This is a genomic window from Kitasatospora sp. NPDC004272, assembly GCF_053603035.1.
This window is the reverse complement of record NZ_JBSGET010000005.1, coordinates 26194-48689: the sequence shown is the minus strand read 5'-3', so window position 1 is coordinate 48689 and position 22496 is coordinate 26194. Positions and strand designations below refer to the sequence as shown.

The following is a 22496-nucleotide window of genomic DNA, read 5'->3' as shown; positions in this document are numbered from 1 at the left end:
TGCTCCTGTCAGTCCCAGAGCGCGCCGAAGGCGAGCAGTTCCTCGCGGTACTCGATCCGGTCGGCCCAGTCCCGCGGCCAGGCGTCCGCGCCGCGGTGGGCGCCGGCGAAGGCTCCGGCCAGGCAGGCGAGGGAGTCGGAGTCGCCGGAGGAGACCGCCGCGCGGCGGACCGCGGCGACCGGGTCGTCGGGGAACAGCAGGAAGCAGAGCAGCGCGCCGGCGAAGGCTTCTTCGGCGACCCAGCCGGCGCCGGTGCGCTCGCACGGGTCGGCGTCGCCGTCCCCCGCCGCGAGCGCCGCGTCGAGCCGGTCGAGGGCGTGCAGGCTCTCGTCCCAGCCGCGGGCGATGAACTCCTCCGGGGAGCCGAAGTGGTCCCGGGAGGCGAGGTCGCCGAGCCAGAACTCGTCGTAGCGGGTGCGCTGTTCGCGGGCGTGGGCGCGCAGCCGGGCGGGGAGTTCGGCGGGGTCGGCGCCCTGGGCGAGCCAGCGGACGGTGAAGGCGGTGAGTTCGCTGGCGGCGAGCGCGGTGGGGTGGCCGTGGGTGAGGCCGGACTGCAGCTGGGCGGCGCCGGCCACCTGGCGGTCGGTCAGCTCGCGGACCAGACCGAGCGGGGCGACCCGCATGTTCGCGCCGCAGCCCTTGGAGCCGAGGTCGCTGGCGTCCTGCCAGGGCCGGCCGGTGGAGAGCCGGGAGCAGGAGCGCAGGCAGGTCATGCCGGGGGCGCGGTTGTTGTCCGGGGAGCGCCACCAGTCCACGAACTCCTCGCGCAGCGGGAGTTCGAGGCGCGGCGGGACGAGCGGGCCCTCGGCGAGGGCGTCGCGCAGGGCGCGGGCGAGGGCCAGGGTCATCTGGGTGTCGTCGGTGACCTGGGCCTGCTTCGGGAGCGGGAGCTGCCGCCAGTCGGGGCTGAGCAGCCGGATCTCGTCGAGGTTCAGGAACTCGGTGCGCTTGCCCAGGGCGTCGCCGATCGCCAGTCCCAGCATCGCTCCCGTCGCCCGTCGCATCGCGCGCTCCCTTCTCAGACCTCGACCAGTAGCTGTTCGAGTCCGCGGATCACGTAGCCGGGGCGCCACTCGGGTTCGCGCAGCAGCGTCAGCCCGGGGGCCCGGCGGAGCAGTGCGCCGTAGGACTCGGTGAGTTCCATTCTGGCGAGCGGGGCGCCGAGGCAGAAGTGGATTCCGGCGCCGAAGCTGAGGTGCGGGTTGTCGGTGCGGCCGAGGTCGAGCCGGTCGGGGTCGGCGAAGCGGTCGGGGTCGCGGTTGGCGGAGCCGAACAGCAGGGCGACCTCGGCGCCGCGCGGGACGTGCGTGCCGGCCACCTCGACGTCGTCCAGCACCCAGCGTTCGAACATCTGCAGCGGGGTGTCGTAGCGCATGAGTTCCTCGACGGCGGTGGGCAGCAGTTCGTCCACCGCGCCGCGCAGGCGGGCGAGTTCGCCGGGGTTGCGGAACAGGGCGAGCCAGCCGTTGCCGGTGGTGTTGACGGTGGCCTCGTGTCCGGCGTTGAGCAGCAGGACGCAGGTGGAGACCATCTCCTGTTCGCTGAGCACCTGCCCGTCCTCGGCGGCCCGGGCGAGGGCGCTGATCAGGTCGGGGCCGGGTTCGGCCCGGCGGCGGCGGATCAGTTCCCGCAGGTAGGCGGAGAATTCGAGGCTGGCGGTGACGGCGCGGCGGGCGGTCTCCGGGCCGGGGTGGAGTTCGAACATGCCGGTGATGTCGGCGGACCATGGGCGCAGCAGGTGCCGGTCGGACTCGGGGACGCCCAGCATCTCGGCGATCACGGCGACCGGCAGCGGTTCGGCGACCCGGGCGATCAGGTCGCCGCCGCCGTCGGCGAGCAGGCCGTCGACGAGTTCGCCGGCCAGCCGCCGGACGGTGGGGCGCAGCGACTCGACCATCCGCGGGGTGAACGCCTTGGAGACCAGGCGGCGGATCCGGGTGTGGTCGGGGCCCTCCAGGTCGAGCAGGCCGTGGTCGTTGAGGGTGTGGAACGGTTCGTGCGCCGGGTCGGGCGCGGGGCGGCCGAACTCCTGGTGGGTGAAGCGGTGGGTGTAGGTGCGGCCGAGCCGGCGGTCCCGCAGCAGCGCGTTGACGTCGGCGTACCGGGAGACCAGCCACTGGCCGGTGGGCGGGTGGTAGTGGACGGGCGCCCGCTCGCGCAGCCCGGCGTAGGCCGGGTAGGGGTGGGCCACGAAGGCGGGCGACCAGGGGTCGAAGGCGTCGGTCGTCACTGGGCTGCTCCCCTGCTCGCCTGCTCGTCGGGCCGCCATGCTACGTCGGCCCGCCGGGCCGGGGAGCGCCGGGCAGCGCCGCCGAGCCGGGTAGCGCCGGTGCTCGGCGCCGGTCAGACCCGGGACAGGTCGCCGTCCACCAGCCGGGCCACCAGTTCCGGGAGCGCCTGCGAGATGGGCGTCCGGATCACCTCGTGCGCGGCCCAGTCCCAGGGCGTGGGCTCGCCGTTGACCACGATCAGCCGCGCGTCGTGCTCCAGCGCGATCCGCGGCAGCAGCGCCGCCGGGTGCACCTGGAGCGAGCTGCCGACCGCCAGGAACACCTGGCAGTTCTTGGCGACGGCGTCCGCCTGGGCCAGCACCCGTTCGTCCAGCGCCTCGCCGAACATCACGGTGCGCGGCCGCAGCACGCCGCCGCACTGCTCGCAGTCCGGGTCGTCCTCGCCCGCGGCGAGCCGGGCCAGGGCGGCCGCCATCGGGCCGGGCGCCCGGCAGTCCGTGCACTGCACCTCGGTGGCGCTGCCGTGCAGTTCGATCACCTTGCGGGCCGGGAGGCCGGCGGCCTGGTGCAGGCCGTCGACGTTCTGGGTGAGCACCCGCACGGGGACGCCGGCCCGTTCCAGTTCGACCAGCGCCCGGTGGCCGGCGTTGGGTTCGGCGCCGATCGCCCCGGCGTCCCGGCGCATCAGCCAGGCCCGGCGGCGCACCTCGGGGTCGGCCAGGTAGGGGCCGATCGTCACCAGTTCCTGCGCGCTCGGGTCGCGCTGCCAGAGCCCCTGCGGGCCGCGGTAGTCGGGGATCCCCGAGTCCGTGGAGATGCCCGCCCCCGTCAACACCGCCACCAGCGGCCGCTTCCCGGCCGTGCTCCCAGTCATGCCCCGGAGCGTACGGGCCGCGTTCGGCGCCCGGCCACCGGTTAACCCCTCACGCCCCGGCGGACGCGGCCCGCGGCCGCCCGCGGCCGCCGGTCAGCACCGGCAGGAACGCGACCAGGTACAGCACCGCGCCGACCGCCAGGTAGTCCAGCGAGGCGCCCATCGCCAGGGTGCCCAGCAGCACCAGGGCGGGGCTCCACCAGGGCGCGGCGCGGCGCAGGGCCAGCCGGACCAGCAGCGCGATCAGGCCGACGTACAGCAGCATCGGCACCACGTCGTACACCACCGGCCGCACCCCGGGGACGGACTGGACCCGGTCGAACACCGCCGAGCGGGCGGCCCGGTCGGCGGAGACCGCGTTCGCGTACAGGTCGATGCCGGCCTGGGCCAGTCCGGCGGCGACGCCCGCCCAGCCCACCGCCAGCCAGCCCCGGCCCCACCGCGAGGCCCGGCCGCCCAGCCGCCACAGTTCGACCAGGCCGATGCCCAGCAGGGCCAGCGCGGCGAACAGCGCCAGGTGCCCCGCCGTCCAGCCGGGGCCCACGTCGCGGGAGCCCGGCAGCAGCCGCACCGCTCCGTAGACCGCCATCAGTCCGGCCGACCATCCCAGTGCCCGACGCCCTGTCACCATCTGTCCCAACCCCCTTGTGAGAGTGCCCTTCCCGGCACCCACGACTCTGCCGCCGCGGGCCGCCGGGCGCCTCCCCCGCGCCGGTGAGATCCGGGTGTCCCCCGTGCGGAGGAGCGGCTACTCCCCCGCCGTGACGGCCCCCGCCTCGTAGGCGAACACCACGGCGTGGACGCGGTCGCGCAGGCCGAGCTTCTGCAGCAGGTTGCTGACGTGCGTCTTCACGGTGTGCTCGCTGACCACCAGTTCGGCGGCGATCTCGGCGTTGGACATGCCCCGGGCGACCAGCCGCAGGGTCTCCACCTCCCGGGCGGTGAGCGAGTCCAGCAGCCGGCCGAGCGGCCGGGAGACGGTCAGCGGGCCGGCCGCCTTGCGGGCGGTGACCTCGCCGATGACCCGGCGGGTGACGGACGGGGCGAGCAGCGCCTCGCCGGAGTGGACGACCCGGACGGCGTGGGCGAGGTCGTCGCGGCGGACGTCCTTGAGCAGGAAGCCGCTGGCCCCGGCGTACAGCGCGTCGAAGACGTAGTCGTCGACGTCGAAGGTGGTCAGCATGATCACCTTGCACGCAGGGTGCCCGGCGCAGACCCGGCGGGCCGCCTCCAGGCCGTCCATCACGGGCATCCGGACGTCCAGCAGCAGGACGTCGGGGGCGTGTTCGCGGACGGCGTCGACGGCCTGCTGCCCGTCCCCGGCCTCGGCGACCACCTCGATGTCGGGCTGCGCGTCGAGGATCATGCCGAACCCGGCCCGGACCAGCTCCTGGTCGTCGGCGATCACCACTCGTATGGTCAACTCTCGTTCCCCTCCAATGAATTGCCTCGAACTGCTCAGCCGCCGAGCGGCAGTACGGCCGCCACCCGGTAGCCGGTCCCGTCGGCGCGCGGCCCGGTCTCCGCGCTGCCGCCGCAGGCCGCGGCGCGTTCCCGGATGGAGAGCAGGCCGCGCCCGCCGGAGCGCCCGTCGACGCCCGCGCCGACCGGCACGGGGGCCGGGCCGGTGCCGTCGTCGGCGACCTCGACGGCCAGCCGGGCGCCTGCGCGGACGGCGACCCGGACGGTGACGTGCCGGGCCCCGGCGTGCTTGACCACGTTGGTGAGCGCCTCCTGGACGATCCGGAAGGCCGCGGCCTGCACCTCGGCGGGCCCGGCCTCCTCGATCTCGGCGTCCACCGCCACCCCGGAGTCGCGGACCCGCTGCAGGACGCCGGCGAGCTCCGCCAGCCGGGGCTGCGGGGCGAGCGCGGGCGCCGCGCCGTCCTCCTTCAGCACGCCGAGCACCCGCCGCAGTTGGACCATCGCGTCGCGCCCGGAGTCGGCGATGGCGTCGAAGGCGCGGATCGCCCGTTCGGGCTCGCCGTGCACCACCAGCGGCCCGGCCTCGGCCTGGATCACCATCAGGGAGACCGCGTGGGCGAGGATGTCGTGCATCTCGCGGGCGATCCTGGCCCGCTCCTCGGCGACCGCCCGGGCGGCGTCGCTGGCCGCCCGCAGCCCGGCCTGCCGGGCCCGTTCGGCCTCGACGCCCGCCAGCCGGCGCAGCTCCCGCACCAGCGAGCCGAGCACGAAGCTGCCGACCGACACCACCAGGCTGAACAGCATGCCGTCGAACGACCGGGTGCCGTACACGTTGCCGAGCACCGCGCAGGCCAGCAGCACGGCGCGCTGCCAGTCCCGGCCGCGGTCGGCGACGGTGTAGACGGCGATCGCCATGGCGAGCTGGATCTGCGGCATCGCGAAGTGCGCGAACGCCGACAGCAGCGCGGTGGGCACCGTGCAGGCCAGCAGCACCACCCACGGCGCCCGCTGCCGCCACCACAGCGGCAGCGAGCCGGCCAGCGCCAACGCGTAGGCCCACCACTGCCGTTCGGAGGGGATCCGGTCGGTGTACACCCCCCACAGCGAGACGCCGACGGCCAGCGCCACCAGCACCCCGTTCACCAGCCGGGGCCGGGCCCGCCCCCGGGCCAGCAGCCCGTCCGTCCACGTGCCCCACGTCCCCATGCCGCGCATCCTCTCGCACCGTCGGACGGCCGCCGCACCGCCCTCCCGCACGCACGAGGGGGCGCCCCCGGCCGGGAGCGTCCCCTGCGCGGGCTCAGGGCCTCACAGCAGCCGCTTGATCTCTCCGCGCGCCCGGTAGAACCCGCCGGACTCGGACCGGCGCACCTCGGCGACCAGGTACCTGGCCCCGGCGATCCGGACGTCCTTCGGGAACTGCACCCGCAGCGCGGCGTCGTACCCGGGCGTCACCACCCGCACCCGCAGCCGGCCGCCCTCAGCCACGCACTCCACCTCGACGCCGGAGCCGGAGGCCGCCGCGGCGACGCTGACCGTCTCCAGCTCGGCGCCCGCCGCCACCCGCTCGACGCCGCTGCCGCTCACCTCGGCGGTGACCGGCAGGGTGCCCTGCTCGGCGGCCAGCACGGCGCCCTGCGAGGCGTCCAGGCAGGCCAGCGAGCCGTCGGTGGTGACCAGGTACAGCCGCCCGTCCCGGTACTGCATGCTGTACGCCGAGCCGCAGCCGGTGCCCAGCTTCCACAGCCGGGTGCCGTCGGCGGCGAAGCAGTAGACGGACGAGTGGTTGTCGCCCGCGAACACGAACTCCCCGTCGGGGGAGGCCGCGCAGGAGAACACCGCGGCGTCGCACTTGTACGCGGCGGCCTCCGAGCCGTCGGCCTTGCGCAGCCGGTGCACCCAGCCCTGCGAGGTGCCCGCGAACACCTCGTCCCGCTCCTGCCAGCCGAACAGCACCGCGCCCTTGGTCCGGGTGTGCCAGAGCTGGTCGCCGCCGCGCTTGGCGTACCGGGCGACGCCCGCCGACCAGCCGTGGTAGACCGACTCGGCGTCGCAGCGCACCATCCAGCCGGACGAGCCCTGGGCGTTGCGGCGCCACTGGAACTCGTCCTCGTGGTCGACGGTGGTCAGGCCGCCGCGCTCGTCGGCGACGCCGAGCACCCCGTCGTGGATGTCCAGCCAGTAGATGTCCACGTCCTGGGCGATCTCGTACGCCACCCGCGGCACCTTCCCGCCGAGGTCGTACACCTTGCCGTCGTCGCAGCCCGCGTAGATCCACCAGTCGTCGGCGACGATGCACTTGACGCCGTCGGGCAGCCCGAACCGGCCGGTGACCTGCCCGTCGGTGGTCAGCGTGTAGACGTCGCCCTGCTCGTTGCCGACCCAGGCGTGCTCCTCCCCGACGTACACCCCGAACGCGGGCGAGCCGGAGCGGAAGCGCCACAGCAGCGGCGCCTGGCGGGCGGTGGAGCGGGTCGAGGTGATCTGTCGGCGGGTCACCGAGCGGCGCTGGCGCACGCCCGGGACGGCCGGGGCGTAGCCCTTGCGGACCTTCTCGCCGATCTTCCTGGCGGCCTGCGCGGCGGCCTTCTCGGCGCTCGCGCAGACCGTGGACTTGGTGGTGCCCGGTTCGCCGATCCGGCCGTAGCGGATCGTCAACTCGGCTTCCTTGACCGTGACTTCGTAGAACTTGTGGGCGCTCCCCTCGTCCTCGGAGAGTTCCAGGTAGGTCACCTGCGGTTCCGCGGAAACGGTGGCGGACATGGCCGACGCCCCTTTCGGGCACAGAGTTCGGAGGGGTGCCGGCGGGGCCCTCGCCACCTGCCGACACCGCCCAACCTACGGCCCGGCACCGACAGTTGGCGATCAGCCGGTGCGGACCTGCACGCCGCCGGTGTCCGCCCGGGCGACCAGCGCGTGCGCGGCCCCGGCCTGCGAGGGCACGCTCACCTCGGTGCCGCCCGTCGAGGCGTGCGCGTCCACCTCGTACGCCTCGCCGGCGGGCACGGTCAGCTGCACCCCGCCGGTCCCGGTGCGCAGTTCGGCCCGGGTCGGCGCCGCCGCGAACCGGGCCGACACGCCCCCGGTCCCGGACTTCAGCGTGACGTCGGCGCTGCGCAGCCCGGTCGCTTCCACGCCCCCGGTGACCGCCTCCGCGGTGACGTCCCCGCTCAGGCCGTGCACCCGGATGCCCCCGGTGGTCTCCTTCAGCCGCAGCACCGTCCCGGCGGGCACCCGCACCTCGTACCCGATCCCGCACCGCGAGCAGGAGTACGTCAGCTCCAGCACCCCGTCGGCGAGCACGTGGGTGGCCTGCGGCTCCCGGTCCCGCCAGTTGCGCCTCTCCAGCACCCGCACCGGCCCGTCCCCGGCCGTCACCTCGATCCCGCCGACCTCCCCGTCCACCCGCAGCTCGGTGACCCGCCCGGGCACCTCGTACGACACGGTCTTGCGCTGCTCGTCCCACGGCCCGCAGCCGACCGCCCCGACCGCCAGCAGCCCCACGACGGCCGCCGCCCCCACCAACCGCTGCACCGCGGCCTCCTCTCGACGCCCACCAGTCTCCCGGCGCCCCTCCCCCGCCCGCCTCCCTCCCGCGAGCGGTTCCCCGCCCTCCGTCCCGGGAGGGATCCCCCAGGGGCCCGGGAACGCCGCAGGGCGGCCACCCCGAGTGGGGTGACCGCCCTGCGGTGCAGCCGGCAGAAGGATCAGCCGGTGTACGGGCCGTAGTCGTAGTCGTCCAGCGGGACGGCCTGGCCGGAGCCCGCGCCGAACGGCGACAGGTCGTAGTCGTCGTAGCCGACGGCCGAGTACATCGCGGCCTTGGCCTCCTCGGTCGGCTCGACCCGGATGTTGCGGTAGCGGGGCAGACCCGTACCGGCCGGGATGAGCTTGCCGAGGATGACGTTCTCCTTGAGGCCCAGCAGCGGGTCCGACTTGGCGTGGATCGCCGCGTCGGTGAGCACCCGGGTCGTCTCCTGGAAGGAGGCGGCCGACAGCCAGGACTCGGTGGCCAGCGAGGCCTTGGTGATGCCCATCAGCTGCGGACGACCGGAGGCGGGGTGGCCGCCCTCGGAGACCACGCGACGGTTCTCCTGCTCGAAGCGGCCGCGCTCGACGAGCTCGCCCGGGAGCAGCTCGGCGTCGCCCGACTCGATGATCGTCACGCGGCGGAGCATCTGCCGGATGATGATCTCGATGTGCTTGTCGTGGATCGACACGCCCTGCGAGTTGTAGACCTTCTGGACCTCGGCCACCAGGTGGATCTGGACGGCACGCTGGCCCATGATGCGCAGCACGTCGTGCGGGTTGGTCGCGCCGACGGTCAGCTTCTGGCCGACCTCGACCGCCTCGCCCTCGCTGACCAGCAGCTTGACGCGCTTGGAGACCGGGTAGGCGATCTCGTCGCTGCCGTCGTCGGGGGTGACGACGACCTTGCGGGTCTTCTCGGTGTCCTCGATGCGGACCCGGCCCTGGGCCTCCGAGATCGGGGCGACACCCTTGGGGGTGCGGGCCTCGAAGAGCTCGACGACACGGGGCAGACCCTGGGTGATGTCGTCACCGGCCACACCACCGGTGTGGAAGGTGCGCATGGTCAGCTGGGTGCCGGGCTCACCGATGGACTGGGCGGCGATGATGCCGACCGCCTCACCGATGTCGACCAGCTTGCCGGTGGCCAGCGAGCGGCCGTAGCAGAAGGCACAGGTGCCGACCGCGGACTCGCAGGTCAGGATCGAGCGGACCTTGACCTCGCTCACGCCGTGCCGGATCAGCTCGTCCATCAGGACGTCGCCGAGGTCGGTGTTGGCGGTGGCGATCAGCTTGCCGTCGACGGTGATGTCCTCGGCGAGCATGCGGGCGTAGACGCTGGTCTCGACGTCGTCGGCCTTGCGCAGCACGCCGTCCGCGCCGACCGAGCCGATCGACAGCTTGAGGCCGCGCTCGGTGCCGCAGTCCTCCTCGCGGATGATCACGTCCTGCGAGACGTCCACCAGACGACGGGTCAGGTAACCCGAGTCGGCGGTGCGCAGCGCGGTGTCGGCCAGACCCTTACGGGCACCGTGGGTGGAGATGAAGTACTCCAGCACGGACAGGCCCTCGCGGAACGAGGCCTTGATGGGACGCGCGATGGTCTCGTTCTTCGCGTTCGACACCAGACCACGCATACCGGCGATCTGACGCATCTGCATCATGTTTCCGCGCGCGCCCGAGTCGACCATCATGAAGATGGGGTTCGTCTTCGGGAAGTTCGCGGCCATCGCGTCGGCGACCTCGTTGGTCGCGCGGGTCCAGATGCCGATGAGCTCGGACTTGCGCTCGTTGTCGGTGATCAGACCGCGCTCGTACTGGCGCTGGACCTTCTCCGCCTGCGCCTCGTAGCCCTCCAGGATGGCGGGCTTGCTCGGCGGGACGATGACGTCCGAGATCGAGACGGTGACACCGGAACGGGTCGACCAGTGGAAGCCGGCCGCCTTCAGGTTGTCGAGCGCCGCAGCGACGACGACCTTCGGGTAGCGCTCGGCGAGGTCGTTGACGATCGCCGAGAGCTGCTTCTTGCCGATCTCGTAGTCGACGAACGGGTAGTCCTCGGGGAGCAGCTCGTTGAAGAGCGCCCGGCCCAGCGTGGTGGTGATCCGGAACGGCTCGCCCTCGTGCCAGGTCGGCTGCCCGTCCTCGTCCACCGGCGGGGTCCAGCCGCGCGGCGGGACGGTGCCGGCGGCCATCCGCAGGTCGATCGGGGCCTGGACGTCCAGCTCGCGGGCGTCGAAGGCCATGATCGCCTCGGCGGTCGAGGAGAAGGAGCGGCCCTTGCCCTTGACCTCCTCGCGGTCCGAGGTGAGGAAGAACAGGCCCAGCACCATGTCCTGGGTCGGCATGGTGACGGGGCGACCGTCGGCCGGCTTCAGGATGTTGTTCGAGGACAGCATCAGGATGCGGGCCTCGGCCTGCGCCTCCGCGGACAGCGGCAGGTGCACGGCCATCTGGTCGCCGTCGAAGTCCGCGTTGAACGCGGTGCAGACGAGCGGGTGGATCTGGATGGCCTTGCCCTCGACCAGCTGCGGCTCGAAGGCCTGGATGCCGAGGCGGTGCAGGGTGGGCGCGCGGTTCAGCAGCACCGGGTGCTCGGCGATGACCTCTTCGAGGACGTCCCACACCACGGGGCGGGCGCGCTCGACCATGCGCTTGGCCGACTTGATGTTCTGCGCGTGGTTCAGGTCGACCAGGCGCTTCATCACGAACGGCTTGAAGAGCTCCAGCGCCATGGCCTTGGGCAGGCCGCACTGGTGCAGCTTGAGCTGCGGGCCGACGACGATGACCGAACGGGCCGAGTAGTCGACGCGCTTGCCGAGCAGGTTCTGGCGGAAACGACCCTGCTTGCCCTTGAGCATGTCGGACAGCGACTTCAGCGGGCGGTTGCCCGGGCCGGTGACCGGACGGCCGCGACGGCCGTTGTCGAACAGCGCGTCGACCGCCTCCTGGAGCATGCGCTTCTCGTTGTTCACGATGATCTCGGGCGCGCCGAGGTCGAGAAGCCGCTTCAGGCGGTTGTTGCGGTTGATGACGCGGCGGTACAGGTCGTTCAGGTCGGAGGTGGCGAAGCGGCCACCGTCGAGCTGGACCATCGGGCGCAGGTCCGGCGGGATCACCGGGACGCAGTCGAGCACCATGCCCTTGGGCTTGTTGCTGGTCTGCAGGAAGGCGGAGACGACCTTGAGGCGCTTGAGCGCGCGGGTCTTCTTCTGGCCCTTGCCGGTGCGGATGATCTCGCGGAGGCGCTCGGCCTCCTCGCCCAGGTCGAAGGACTCCAGGCGGTCCTTGAGGGCCGCGGCGCCCATCGAGCCGGAGAAGTAGGTGCCGAAGCGGTCGCGCAGCTCGCGGTAGAGCAGCTCGTCGCCCTCCAGGTCCTGGACCTTGAGGTTCTTGAAGCGGGTCCAGACCTCGTCGAGGCGGTCGATCTCGCGCTGCGTGCGGTCGCGCAGCTGCTTCATCTCGCGCTCGGCGCCCTCGCGCACCTTGCGGCGCACGTCGGCCTTGGCGCCCTCGGCCTCCAGCTCGGCCAGGTCGGACTCGGCCTTCTTGGCCCGGGCCTCCAGGTCGGCGTCGCGCCGGTTCTCGATCTGCTGGCGCTCGACCGAGACGTGCGCCTCCAGGGACGGGAGGTCGCGCTGGCGGCGCTCGTCGTCCACCCAGGTGATCATGTAGGCGGCGAAGTAGATGACCTTTTCGAGGTCCTTCGGCGCCAGGTCGAGCAGGTAGCCCAGGCGGGACGGGACGCCCTTGAAGTACCAGATGTGGGTGACCGGGGCGGCGAGCTCGATGTGGCCCATCCGCTCGCGGCGCACCTTGGCGCGGGTCACCTCGACGCCGCAGCGCTCACAGATGATGCCCTTGAAGCGGACGCGCTTGTACTTGCCGCAGTAGCACTCCCAGTCCCGGGTGGGACCGAAGATCTTCTCGCAGAAGAGGCCGTCCTTTTCCGGCTTCAGCGTGCGGTAGTTGATGGTCTCCGGCTTCTTCACCTCGCCGTGCGACCACTGGCGGATGTCGTCGGCGGTGGCCAGTCCGATGCGGAGCTCGTCGAAGAAGTTGACGTCAAGCACTGGTCGTCAAGCCCTCTTTCGTGATTCGAGAGTCTGTCTGTTGGTCTGAGGGGGGCCTGGGGGTCGGGCCGGCCTGGTTCTGCACCAGGCCGGCCCGGCCTCCGTCAGACCTCTTCGACGCTGCTCGGCTCGCGCCGGGACAGGTCAATGCCGAGCTCCTCGGCGGCGCGGAACACGTCCTCGTCGCTGTCGCGCATCTCGATGGACTGGCCGTCCGAGGACAGCACCTCCACGTTGAGGCAGAGCGACTGCATTTCCTTGATGAGGACCTTGAAGGACTCGGGAATGCCGGGCTCGGGGATGTTCTCGCCCTTGACGATCGCCTCGTAGACCTTCACGCGGCCCAGGACGTCGTCGGACTTGATGGTGAGCAGCTCCTGCAGCGCGTAGGCCGCGCCGTACGCCTCAAGGGCCCACACCTCCATCTCACCGAAGCGCTGACCACCGAACTGCGCCTTACCACCGAGCGGCTGCTGGGTGATCATCGAGTACGGGCCGGTCGAACGGGCGTGCAGCTTGTCGTCGACCAGGTGGTGCAGCTTGAGGATGTACATGTAGCCGACCGAGATCGGCATCGGGAACGGCTCGCCGGAGCGGCCGTCGAACAGCCGGGCCTTGCCGGTGGAGTTCACCAGGCGCTCACCGTCACGGGTGAGGGTGGTGTTGTCCAGCAGGCCGGTGATCTCGTCCTCGCGGGCGCCGTCGAAGACCGGGGTAGCGAGGTTGGTGCCGCCCTCGACCGTGTCGGCGCCGATCGCCTGGAGCCGCTTGGCCCACTCGTCGGCGAGGCCGGAGACGTCCCAGCCCTGCTTGGCGAGCCAGCCGAGGTGGATCTCCAGGACCTGTCCCGGGTTCATTCGGGACGGGACGCCCAGCGGGTTCAGGATGATGTCGACCGGGGTGCCGTCCTCCAGGAACGGCATGTCCTCGACCGGCAGGATCTTGGAGATGACGCCCTTGTTGCCGTGGCGGCCGGCCAGCTTGTCACCGTTGGTGATCTTGCGCTTCTGGGCGACGTAGACGCGGACCAGCTGGTTCACGCCGGGGGGGAGCTCGTCCCCCTCCTCGCGGTCGAAGACGCGGACGCCGATGACCTTGCCGGACTCGCCGTGCGGCACCTTCAGCGAGGTGTCGCGGACCTCGCGGGCCTTCTCGCCGAAGATCGCGCGGAGCAGGCGCTCCTCCGGGGTCAGCTCGGTCTCGCCCTTCGGGGTGACCTTGCCGACCAGGATGTCGCCGGTGACGACGTCGGCGCCGATCCGGATGATGCCGCGCTCGTCGAGGTCGGCGAGGACCTCCTCGGAGACGTTCGGGATGTCCCGGGTGATCTCCTCGGGGCCCAGCTTGGTGTCACGGGCGTCGACCTCGTGCTCCTCGATGTGGATCGAGGAGAGGACGTCGTCCTGGACGAGGCGCTGCGACAGGATGATCGCGTCCTCGTAGTTGTGGCCCTCCCACGACATGAACGCCACGAGGAGGTTCTTGCCGAGGGCCATCTCGCCCTCGTCGGTGCACGGGCCGTCGGCCAGCACCTGGCCGGCCTCGACCCGGGCGCCCTCGTCGACGAGCACCTTCTGGTTGAAGGCGGTGCCCTGGTTGGAGCGGGTGAACTTGGCGGCCCGGTAGGTGTTGTACGTGCCGTCGTCGTTGGCGACGGTGACGTAGTCGGCCGAGACCTCCTGCACCACGCCGGCCTTGTCGGCGGTGATGACGTCCGCGGCGTCGACGGCGCAGCGGTACTCCATGCCGGTGCCGACCAGCGGCGCCTCGCTGCGCAGCAGCGGGACGGCCTGGCGCATCATGTTCGAGCCCATCAGCGCGCGGTTGGCGTCGTCGTGCTCAAGGAAGGGGATCATGGCGGTCGCGACCGACACCATCTGGCGCGGCGAGACGTCCATGTAGTCGATCTCGGTGCCGGGGATGTAGTCGATCTCGCCGCCGCGGCGGCGGACCAGGACGCGGGGCTCGGCGAAGGTCAGCTCCGCGGTGAGCGGGGCGTTGGCCTGCGCGATGACGTACCGGTCCTCCTCGTCCGCGGTCAGGTAGTCCACGGCCTCGGTGACGACGCCGTCGACGACCTTGCGGTACGGGGTCTCGATGAAGCCGAACGCGTTGACCCGGCCGTACGAGGCCAGCGAGCCGATCAGACCGATGTTCGGGCCTTCGGGGGTCTCGATCGGACACATGCGGCCGTAGTGCGAGGGGTGCACGTCGCGGACCTCGAAGCCGGCCCGCTCGCGGGACAGACCACCGGGGCCGAGCGCGGACAGGCGGCGCTTGTGGGTCAGGCCCGACAGCGGGTTCGTCTGGTCCATGAACTGCGACAGCTGGCTGGTGCCGAAGAACTCCTTGATGGAGGCGACGACCGGCCGGATGTTGATCAGGGTCTGCGGCGTGATCGCCTCGACGTCCTGGGTGGTCATGCGCTCGCGGACCACGCGCTCCATGCGGGCGAGGCCGGTGCGGACCTGGTTCTGGATCAGCTCGCCGACGTTGCGCAGGCGGCGGTTGCCGAAGTGGTCGATGTCGTCGACCTCGATGACGATGTCGCGGCCCTCGTCATCGCGCCACTCGGTCTCGCCGGCGTGCAGCTTCACCAGGTACTTGATGGTGTTGATGATGTCCGGCTCGGTGAGCACGCCGGAGTCGAGCGACTCGGCGTTGCCCAGCTTCCGGTTCACCTTGTAGCGGCCGACCTTGGCGAGGTCGTAGCGCTTCGGGTTGAAGTACAGGTTCTCCAGCAGCGTCTGCGCGGCCTCGCGGGTCGGCGGCTCGCCCGGGCGCAGCTTGCGGTAGATGTCGAGCAGCGCGTCGTCCTGGCCCTGGGTGTGGTCCTTCTCCAGGGTGGCGCGCATCGACTCGTACTCGCCGAACTCCTCCAGGATCATCTCGGTGGTCCAGCCGAGGGCCTTGAGGAGCACGGTGACCGACTGCTTGCGCTTGCGGTCGATGCGGACACCGACCATGTCGCGCTTGTCGATCTCCATCTCCAGCCAGGCACCGCGGGAGGGGATGATCTTGGCGGAGAAGATGTCCTTGTCGGACACCTTGTCCAGGGTGGAGTCGAAGTAGACGCCGGGGGAACGCACCAGCTGGGACACGACGACACGCTCGGTGCCGTTGATGATGAACGTGCCCTTGTTGGTCATGAGCGGGAAGTCGCCCATGAACACGGTCTGGGACTTGATCTCACCGGTCTCGTTGTTGGTGAACTCCGCGGTGACGAAGAGCGGGGCCGCGAAGGTGAAGTCGCGGTCCTTGCACTCGTCGATGGAGTTCTTCGGCGGCTCGAAACGGTGGTCCCGGAAGGTCAGGGACATCGACCCGCTGAAGTCCTCGATCGGGGAGATCTCTTCGAAGATCTCCTCCAGACCGGACTTGGTGGGGACGTCCTGACCACTCTCCAGGGCAGCCTCGACCCGGGACTTCCAGGCCGCGTTCCCGAGCAGCCAGTCAAAGCTCTCGGTCTGCAGGGCCAGGAGGTTCGGGACCTCAAGGGGCTCCTTGATCTTCGCGAACGAGACGCGGAGCGGGGCGGTGGATGCGGAATTGTTCGAGGCGTTGCGCGGCGCGGCCAAGAGGGGGGTCCTTCCGAGGGCTCGGAGCTCACTACGCGCATACCGGCCGGGCCTTGCCGAGGCGGAAAACCCCAGGTCAGGACAGGGACCACTCCGGGCGACGAGTCACGGAGCAGCTAACAGGCAGCGCAAAGGGACAGTGTAGCCAAAGGCGACACTGCTAGCAAGCCCTGATTCGGAGACCGAATCGGACGCTCCTCCCGTACAACCGACAACCCGGGCAGTGATCCCTCACCGGCCGGGCCGTCGCACCCACTTCTGCGTCACCGGGAACCTTCCCAGTGCCACCCCCGAATATGCATCGGCGGCGGTTCCGCTTGGGCACGCGCCTTGAGAATCGCGCGCCGCGTGCTGTTCGTCAAGGCCCGCACCAGGGTGTGGACCTCGTAGTGCCCATCGTCCGGACCACGCCCCGCGTTACACGCTGCCTGCACCCGGGGGCCGACGGACAGCGATCACCCTACCGCCGGGCGCCGACAGGAGCCGAGTCCCGCTTGAGCCATCAGGAGCAACGGCCCACGGGGCCCGGAACGCGAGCAGGCCGGGCCGGCCACCCCGAAGGGTGGCCGGCCCGGCCGGAAGAGAACCTCTCAGCGAGAGGAACGAGTCACTTGACGGTGACCTTGGCGCCGGCGCCCTCAAGCTGGGCCTTCGCCTTCTCGGCGACGTCCTTGGCGACCTTCTCCAGAACCTTCGCACCGGCGGTGTCGACGAGGTCCTTGGCCTCCTTCAGGCCGAGGGAGGTGAGGGCGCGCACCTCCTTGATGACCTGGATCTTCTTGTCGCCGGCACCGTCGAGGATGACGTCGAACTCGTCCTGCTCCTCGACGGCCTCGGCGGCGGCCGGGCCGGCGCCGGCAGCGGCAACGGCGACCGGGGCGGCGGCGGTGACGTCGAACTTCTCCTCGAAGGCCTTGACGAACTCGGAGAGCTCGATCAGGGTCATGCCCTCGAACTGCTCGAGCAGGTCCTCGGTGCTGAGCTTCGCCATGATTGGCGTCCTTCCACTAAATCGGCAGGTGCCGGATGTACGGGTTGGCGGGCGTGCTTACGGGCCCGCTGGGACGGGAGTGGTTACTCCGCGTCCTCGGCGGGAGCCGGAGTACCGGCACCGCCCTGCTCGACCTTCTCGCGCAGCGCCTCGACGGTGCGAACGAGCTTGGACGGGAGCGCCTGGAACACGGCGGCAGCCTGGGAGGGCTTGGCCTTCAGGGCGCCCGCCAGCTTGGCGAGCAGCACCTCGCGGGACTCAAGGTCCGCGAGCTTCTTGATCTCATCGGCGGACAGCGCCTTACCGTCAAGGACACCGCCCTTGATGATGAGAGCAGGGTTCTCCTTGGCGAAGTCACGCAGAGCCTTCGCCGACTCCACCGGGTCACCGGTGACGAAGGCGACAGCCGTCGGACCGGCGAACAGGTCGTCGAGCTCGGAGATCCCGGCCTCGTTGGCCGCGATCTTGGTCAGCGTGTTCTTCACCACGGCGTAATCGGCGTTGCCGCCGAGCGAGCGACGCAGCGTCTTCAGCTGCTTCACCGTGAGACCGCGGTACTCGGTCAGAACGGCGGCGCTGGAGGCACGGAACTTGTCCGTGATCTCGGCGACGTCGGCAGCCTTGTCGGGCCTGGCCATAGGCTTACGCCTCCTTCCGTGATGTCGAAGTCGGGCCGACCTTCGAGAAGTCGACCATCCAACGCCTCGGACCCCAGGAAGCGAAGAAGCCCCGGTGCGCAGGCACCGGGGCTCGCAATGACCTCGACGGACCGTGAACGGCCCGGAGATCTCCACTCTGCTCCACAACCTGCGCGGGCGGTCCGCAACGGGTGCGGACCCTTCGGCCACCGTCCTCCCTCTCGGGGCACGGCGACAACCAGCGGTCTTTGGCTCGGCCAGCCTAACGGGGGAAGTCGGGTTTGACCAAATCGCCCTACGGGAAGGGCGGCGGGCTGCTCTCGGTGCCGGGGGCGGTGTCGGCCTCGGCGGGGGCCTGGACGGAGAGCGCGGAGCTGCCGAACTCGGTGTAGTCGACGGTGTCGACCGCGGCGGCGGCCCGGCGCAGCCGGACCAGCCGGTCGCCGTCGTCGAGCCAGAGGTCGAGCACCACGTCCCCGGTGCCCAGCGCGGCCTCCAGCGCCTGCCGCCGGGTCGGGTCGAGCTGGCTCTGCGCGGCGGCGTACTGGGCGGAGGTCATGGTGATCCGGTAGTGCTCGGCGGTGCCGTCGAGCAGCTTCTCCTCGCCGACCAGCTGCGGGTCCGGGGCGGCCGCCGCGGCGGCGACCGCGACCACCGGGCTGAGCCGGTCGATCAGGTCGCCGTACGGGATCCGGCCGTTGGAGAACTTCTGCCAGTGCGGGCCGCCGAGCCTGGCCGCGCTCTCCGGGTCGCCGCCCAGGTAGGCGGAGGTGTCCAGCACCATCAGCACCTGGCTGTCCGCCTCGCCCTGGTACTTCAGCACCGTCTTGGGCGCCCAGAACAGCTCGCCCTTGGCGCCCTCGCCGCCCAGCACCGCCGTGTACTCGGCCCGCCGGGCGTCGTGCAGCACCAGCTGGGCGGAGAGCATCACCCCGTGCGGGGAGCGGTCGGTGGGGGTGGGCTGGGCGGTGGACGGGGAGGCGCTGGTGGAGGAGGCGCCGCCGTCGGGGGTGCCGCCCGGGGAGCCGCAGCCGGTGGCCGTCCCGGTGAGCAGCGCGGCCGCCAGGAAGCCGGCGGCCCAACGTGCCGGTGCCCCCATCCGTCCTCCTCCTGCCGCCTCGCCGCCGCCTCGACCCCTCACGATGCCATGCGGGCCGCGGGTTCCCGGAGCCGACCCCGGGGACCCGCGGTCCGACGGACCGTTACTGCTGCATCAGGTCCGAGAGCTTGAAGACCTCGGCGGCGGTCGGGGCCGGGGTGGCCTTGACCGTGCCCAGGGCGCTGTAGACGACCGTCTCGGGCTTGCTGCCCGCGTCGGCCGAGGGGTCGATGACGGTCTGCTGGACCAGCTCGTTCTTGTCGTTGACCCACAGGTCGGCGGTGACGGTCGCGCTCTGCTTCTTGATCTCGGCCAGCACCTGGGCCTTGAGGGCCCCCTCCAGCTTCATCTTGGCGACCAGGTCCTCCGCCTTGATCTCGCTGCGGTAGTGCGAGGCGCTCTGGCCCTCGACGGTCTCGGTGCCGACCAGGGTGGCGGTGGGCGCGGCGGCGGCCAGCTGGACCGCCGGGTTCATCACCTGCATCGCCCCGGTCATGGAGGCCGCCTCGTTGCCGTCCTCGCCGGAGCCGTCCGACGAGTCGAGCAGCAGCCACTTCTTGCCCTGGGCCACGGCGGCCATGTCGGGGGTGGCGCCGATGTACATCTGGCCGCCGGCGAAGAGGATCTTGACCTCCTTGCCCTCCTCCGTGGTGGTCAGCAGGAAGGACGCGGGGTCCTTCCAGACGTACTCGCCGGCGCCCTCGTTGCCGGCGCCCTTGACGGCCAGCTTGGCGCTGCCGGCCTTGTCCATCACCACGGCGGAGGCGAGCAGGGCCTCCTTGGGCGCGAGCTTCACCCCGCCCTTGCCCGCACCGGCCGCCGGGGAGGAGGCCGCGGCGGAGGAACCGCCCTTGGCCTCGGTCGAGCCGTCCGAGCCGGAGCTGCTGCAGGCGGTCAGGACGCCGGTGGCCAGGCAGGCCACGGCGAGGGTACGCAGTGCGCGCACGGGAGGTCCCCCTCTAATCGGATTCTCATCTCAACTACGGGGCGGACTCTACCGAACCGGCCGGAGCGCCGCGCAAACCCTTTCCGAACGCCACCGGGCCCGCACCCCCGGAAGGGGTGCGGGCCCGGTGAAGCGTTGACCGCGCGGGGAACTGACTCGGGGTCAGACCGACGCCGGGTCCTCCTCGACGAGGAGGTTGCGGGTGCGGTTCGGGTCCACCTGGATGCCGGGGCCGATGGTGGTGGAGAAGGCGACCTTCTTCAGGTAGCGGCCCTTGGCGGCGGACGGCTTGGCCCGGAGGACCTCGTCCAGCGCGGCGGCGTAGTTCTCGACCAGCTGCTCGTCGGAGAACGAGGTCTTGCCGATGATCAGGTGCAGGTTCGAGTGCTTGTCGACGCGGAACTCGATCTTGCCGCCCTTGATCTCGTTGACGGCCTTGGCGACGTCCGGGGTCACGGTGCCGGTCTTCGGGTTCGGCATCAGGCCACGGGGACCGAGCACGCGGCCCAGGCGGCCGACCTTGCCCATCAGGTCCGGGGTGGCGACGACGGCGTCGAAGTCCAGACGACCCTTGGCGACCTCGTCGATCAGCTCGTCGGAGCCGACGATGTCGGCGCCCGCGGCACGCGCGGCCTCGGCACGCTCACCGTTCGCGAAGACCAGGACCCGAGCGGTCTTACCGGTGCCGTGCGGGAGGATGACGGTGCTGCGGACCATCTGGTCGGCCTTGCGCGGGTCGACGCCCAGACGCATGGCGACCTCGACGGTGCCGTCGAACTTGCTGGTGGAGGTCGCCTTGGCGAGGCGGACAGCCTCAAGGGGGGCGTAGATCCGGGCGCGGTCGACCTGGGCGTCCGCGGCCTTGAGGGCCTTGCTGCGCTTCACTGCTGCTCCTGGTGATTAATGGAGTTCGTGGGAACGGGCCGCGCTGGCCCTACCACGGGAAGGACGTACGGGGGCTGGTCAGCCCTCGACGGTGATGCCCATCGACCGGGCGGTGCCGGCGATGATCTTCTCCGCCGCGTCCAGGTCGTTGGCGTTCAGGTCGGGCATCTTGGTGGTGGCGATCTCGCGCACCTGGGCCGAGGTCAGCTTGGCGACCTTGGTCTTGTGCGGCTCCTTGGAGCCCTTGTCGATGCCCGCGGCCTTCAGGATGAGGCGAGCGGCCGGCGGGGTCTTCGTGACGAAGGTGAAGGAGCGGTCGTCGTAGACCGTGATCTCCACCGGCACGATCATGCCGCGCTGCGACTCGGTGGCCGCGTTGTACGCCTTGCAGAACTCCATGATGTTGACGCCGTGCTGGCCGAGCGCGGGGCCGACCGGCGGAGCCGGGTTGGCCGCACCGGCGTTGATCTGGAGCTTGATGAGCCCCGTGATCTTCTTCTTCTTGGGAGGCATGTCTCTCCGGGTCCTTCCGAGAGGTGATTGCTGATGTGCCCGGCCCCGGGGCGAAACCCGACCGCCAGGACACACATCGGACCAGGCTAACCGGTGACACGTCGCGGAACCAAAACGGTGCCGGGGCGGAGGCTCTCGCCCCGCCCCGGCACCGGGGACCTTCGGGTCAGTTCTTCTGGATCTGGTCGAAGGAGAGCTCGACCGGGGTCTCCCGGCCGAAGATCTCGACCAGGCCCTTGACCTTCTTCGAGTCGGGGTTGATCTCGTTGATGGTCGCCTGCAGGGTCGCGAACGGGCCGTCGGTGACGGTGACCGAGTCGCCGACCTCGAAGTCCAGCACCTGCACCTCGACCGGGCGCACCGGCGAGGCCTTGCCGGCCTCCTTGGCGGCGGCGCGCTCCACGTCGGGGGCGAGCATCTTGACGACCTCGTCCAGGGTCAGCGGGTACGGGTCGTAGGCGTTGCCGACGAAGCCGGTGACGCCGGGGGTGTTGCGCACGACGCCCCAGGACTCCGGGGTGAGGTCCATCCGGACCAGCACGTAGCCGGGGAGCTTGTTCTGCCGGATGGTCTTGCGGTCGCCGTTCTTGATCTGGACGACCTCCTCCTGCGGAACCTGGGACTCGAAGATGTAGTCCTCGACGTTCAGCGAGACGGAGCGCTGCTCCAGGTTCTGCTTCACCCGGTTCTCGTAGCCCGCGTAGGTGTGGATGACGTACCACTCGCCGGGGGCGCGGCGCAGCTGCTCGCGGAACTCGGCGACCGGGTCGCTCTCGACCTCCTCGGCGGCCTCGCCCTCGGCGGCAGCGTCCTCAGCGGGCTCGGCGTCCTCGGCGGACTCCTCCTCCGCCTCGGCCCCGTCCACCTCGTGCACGGCGGCGGCCTCGGCGGGCTCGCCCGCCTCCAGCTCGTCGGCGGCCTCGACCTCGTCCTCCTCGGCGTCCGCCTCGTCGACGATCTCCTCGGCAGCCTCGACGTCGGCAGCCTCGGCCGCGTCCAGCTCGGCGGCGACATCCGCCTCGCGGACGGTCTCGTCGGCGTCGTACAGGGGGGACTCAGACACGGTCGCTGCTTCTTTCCTGGTTGTGGAACGGATACCTCAACAGTACCGACTCAACGGTAGTCGCCCGTGGCCCCTCGCGCCGACAGCTCGACCCGGGCCGAAGGATTCGGCCCGGGTCGGGGTGGAGTATTCGGTGCGGGACCTGCGGGGGATCCCTGCGGGGTGGGGCCGGATCCGGCGTCAGCCGAAGATCCAGAAGGCGCCCTTCCCGAAGACCCAGTCGAGGCCGGCGACCACCAGCATCATCACGATGACGAAGGTGACCACGACGGTGGTGTACTGGATCAGCTGACTGCGGGTCGGCCAGACCACCTTGCGGAGCTCGGCGATGATCTGGCGGTAGAAGATCGCGGCCCGGGCGAAGACGCCCTTCTTGGCGCGCTTCCCGGACTTCTTGCCACCCTCGCCGGCGGCCTTGTTGGCCCGACGGCGCTCGCGCCGGGACAGCTTGCCGTCCTCGGTGCTGGTGGTCTCGTCCGCGGCGCCCTCGGCCCCCTCGGGGTTGCCGCTCTCAGGCGTTGCGGTGGAGCCCGTGGTCTCCGTCACTCGTCCTCACCTGAATCCCGGTCCTGCGGAGGTCCGTGCCTGTTGCACGGGCGATCCGGCGAAAGCTGTGCTGGGTGGGGCCCTCTCCGCATCAAGCCCGCTCGCT

General features: G+C 71.2%; 18 protein-coding genes. All 18 read right to left on the bottom strand.

From position 1 onward, the window contains the following. Positions 1 to 8 precede the first annotated feature (8 nt). Positions 9 to 1004 carry an ADP-ribosylglycohydrolase family protein gene (locus ACWEO5_RS03300; protein ID WP_452159670.1) on the bottom strand — a complete coding sequence of 332 codons (996 nt, stop codon included), beginning with the start codon at positions 1002 to 1004 and terminating at the stop codon, positions 9 to 11. A 14-nt stretch (positions 1005 to 1018) separates the two neighbouring features. Further along, entirely contained in the window at positions 1019 to 2269 is a 1251-nt protein-coding gene (locus tag ACWEO5_RS03295; protein ID WP_452159668.1) for a cytochrome P450, read from the bottom strand. A 74-nt stretch (positions 2270 to 2343) separates the two neighbouring features. Beyond that, complete coding sequence (locus ACWEO5_RS03290; protein ID WP_344552041.1) at positions 2344 to 3105, bottom strand: SIR2 family NAD-dependent protein deacylase; 762 nt, start codon at positions 3103 to 3105, stop codon at positions 2344 to 2346. Positions 3106 to 3154: 49 nt separating this feature from the next. After that, positions 3155 to 3694, bottom strand: coding sequence for a hypothetical protein (locus ACWEO5_RS03285; protein ID WP_452159666.1), 540 nt, complete (start codon positions 3692 to 3694; stop codon positions 3155 to 3157). A gap of 159 nt (positions 3695 to 3853) precedes the next feature. Further along, positions 3854 to 4528 (bottom strand): response regulator, encoded by a 675-nt coding sequence (locus ACWEO5_RS03280; RefSeq protein ID WP_452159664.1) that lies wholly within the window; start codon positions 4526 to 4528, stop codon positions 3854 to 3856. A gap of 35 nt (positions 4529 to 4563) precedes the next feature. Continuing rightward, entirely contained in the window at positions 4564 to 5736 is a 1173-nt protein-coding gene (locus ACWEO5_RS03275; protein WP_452159662.1) for a sensor histidine kinase, read from the bottom strand. A 102-nt stretch (positions 5737 to 5838) separates the two neighbouring features. Continuing rightward, complete coding sequence (locus ACWEO5_RS03270; RefSeq protein ID WP_452159660.1) at positions 5839 to 7293, bottom strand: WGR domain-containing protein; 1455 nt, start codon at positions 7291 to 7293, stop codon at positions 5839 to 5841. A 102-nt stretch (positions 7294 to 7395) separates the two neighbouring features. Further along, positions 7396 to 8064: a DUF4097 family beta strand repeat-containing protein gene (locus tag ACWEO5_RS03265; RefSeq protein ID WP_452159658.1), complete on the bottom strand. Its 669-nt coding sequence runs from the start codon at positions 8062 to 8064 to the stop codon at positions 7396 to 7398. A gap of 173 nt (positions 8065 to 8237) precedes the next feature. Beyond that, complete coding sequence (locus ACWEO5_RS03260; protein WP_344552050.1) at positions 8238 to 12131, bottom strand: DNA-directed RNA polymerase subunit beta'; 3894 nt, start codon at positions 12129 to 12131, stop codon at positions 8238 to 8240. 104 nt (positions 12132 to 12235) lie between these two features. Beyond that, a complete protein-coding gene (rpoB, locus tag ACWEO5_RS03255; protein WP_033250896.1) occupies positions 12236 to 15709 on the bottom strand; it encodes a DNA-directed RNA polymerase subunit beta in 3474 nt (1157 codons plus the stop codon). Between the two features lie 607 nt (positions 15710 to 16316). After that, a complete protein-coding gene (gene rplL / locus ACWEO5_RS03250) occupies positions 16317 to 16703 on the bottom strand; it encodes a 50S ribosomal protein L7/L12 (RefSeq protein ID WP_344552066.1) in 387 nt (128 codons plus the stop codon). Between the two features lie 80 nt (positions 16704 to 16783). After that, positions 16784 to 17338 carry a 50S ribosomal protein L10 gene (gene rplJ, locus ACWEO5_RS03245; RefSeq protein WP_014136320.1) on the bottom strand — a complete coding sequence of 185 codons (555 nt, stop codon included), beginning with the start codon at positions 17336 to 17338 and terminating at the stop codon, positions 16784 to 16786. A 295-nt stretch (positions 17339 to 17633) separates the two neighbouring features. Continuing rightward, positions 17634 to 18437: a hypothetical protein gene (locus ACWEO5_RS03240; RefSeq protein WP_452159655.1), complete on the bottom strand. Its 804-nt coding sequence runs from the start codon at positions 18435 to 18437 to the stop codon at positions 17634 to 17636. Positions 18438 to 18540: 103 nt separating this feature from the next. After that, positions 18541 to 19383 (bottom strand): hypothetical protein, encoded by an 843-nt coding sequence (locus tag ACWEO5_RS03235; protein WP_452159653.1) that lies wholly within the window; start codon positions 19381 to 19383, stop codon positions 18541 to 18543. A 162-nt stretch (positions 19384 to 19545) separates the two neighbouring features. Beyond that, positions 19546 to 20268, bottom strand: coding sequence for a 50S ribosomal protein L1 (rplA, locus tag ACWEO5_RS03230; protein WP_344552053.1), 723 nt, complete (start codon positions 20266 to 20268; stop codon positions 19546 to 19548). Positions 20269 to 20346: 78 nt separating this feature from the next. Continuing rightward, a complete protein-coding gene (gene rplK / locus ACWEO5_RS03225) occupies positions 20347 to 20781 on the bottom strand; it encodes a 50S ribosomal protein L11 (protein WP_014136323.1) in 435 nt (144 codons plus the stop codon). Positions 20782 to 20947: 166 nt separating this feature from the next. Then, entirely contained in the window at positions 20948 to 21844 is an 897-nt protein-coding gene (nusG, locus tag ACWEO5_RS03220; protein ID WP_452159650.1) for a transcription termination/antitermination protein NusG, read from the bottom strand. 180 nt (positions 21845 to 22024) lie between these two features. Further along, positions 22025 to 22390, bottom strand: a complete 366-nt coding sequence (secE, locus tag ACWEO5_RS03215; protein WP_380273587.1) for a preprotein translocase subunit SecE — start codon at positions 22388 to 22390, stop codon at positions 22025 to 22027. Positions 22391 to 22496 lie beyond the last annotated feature (106 nt).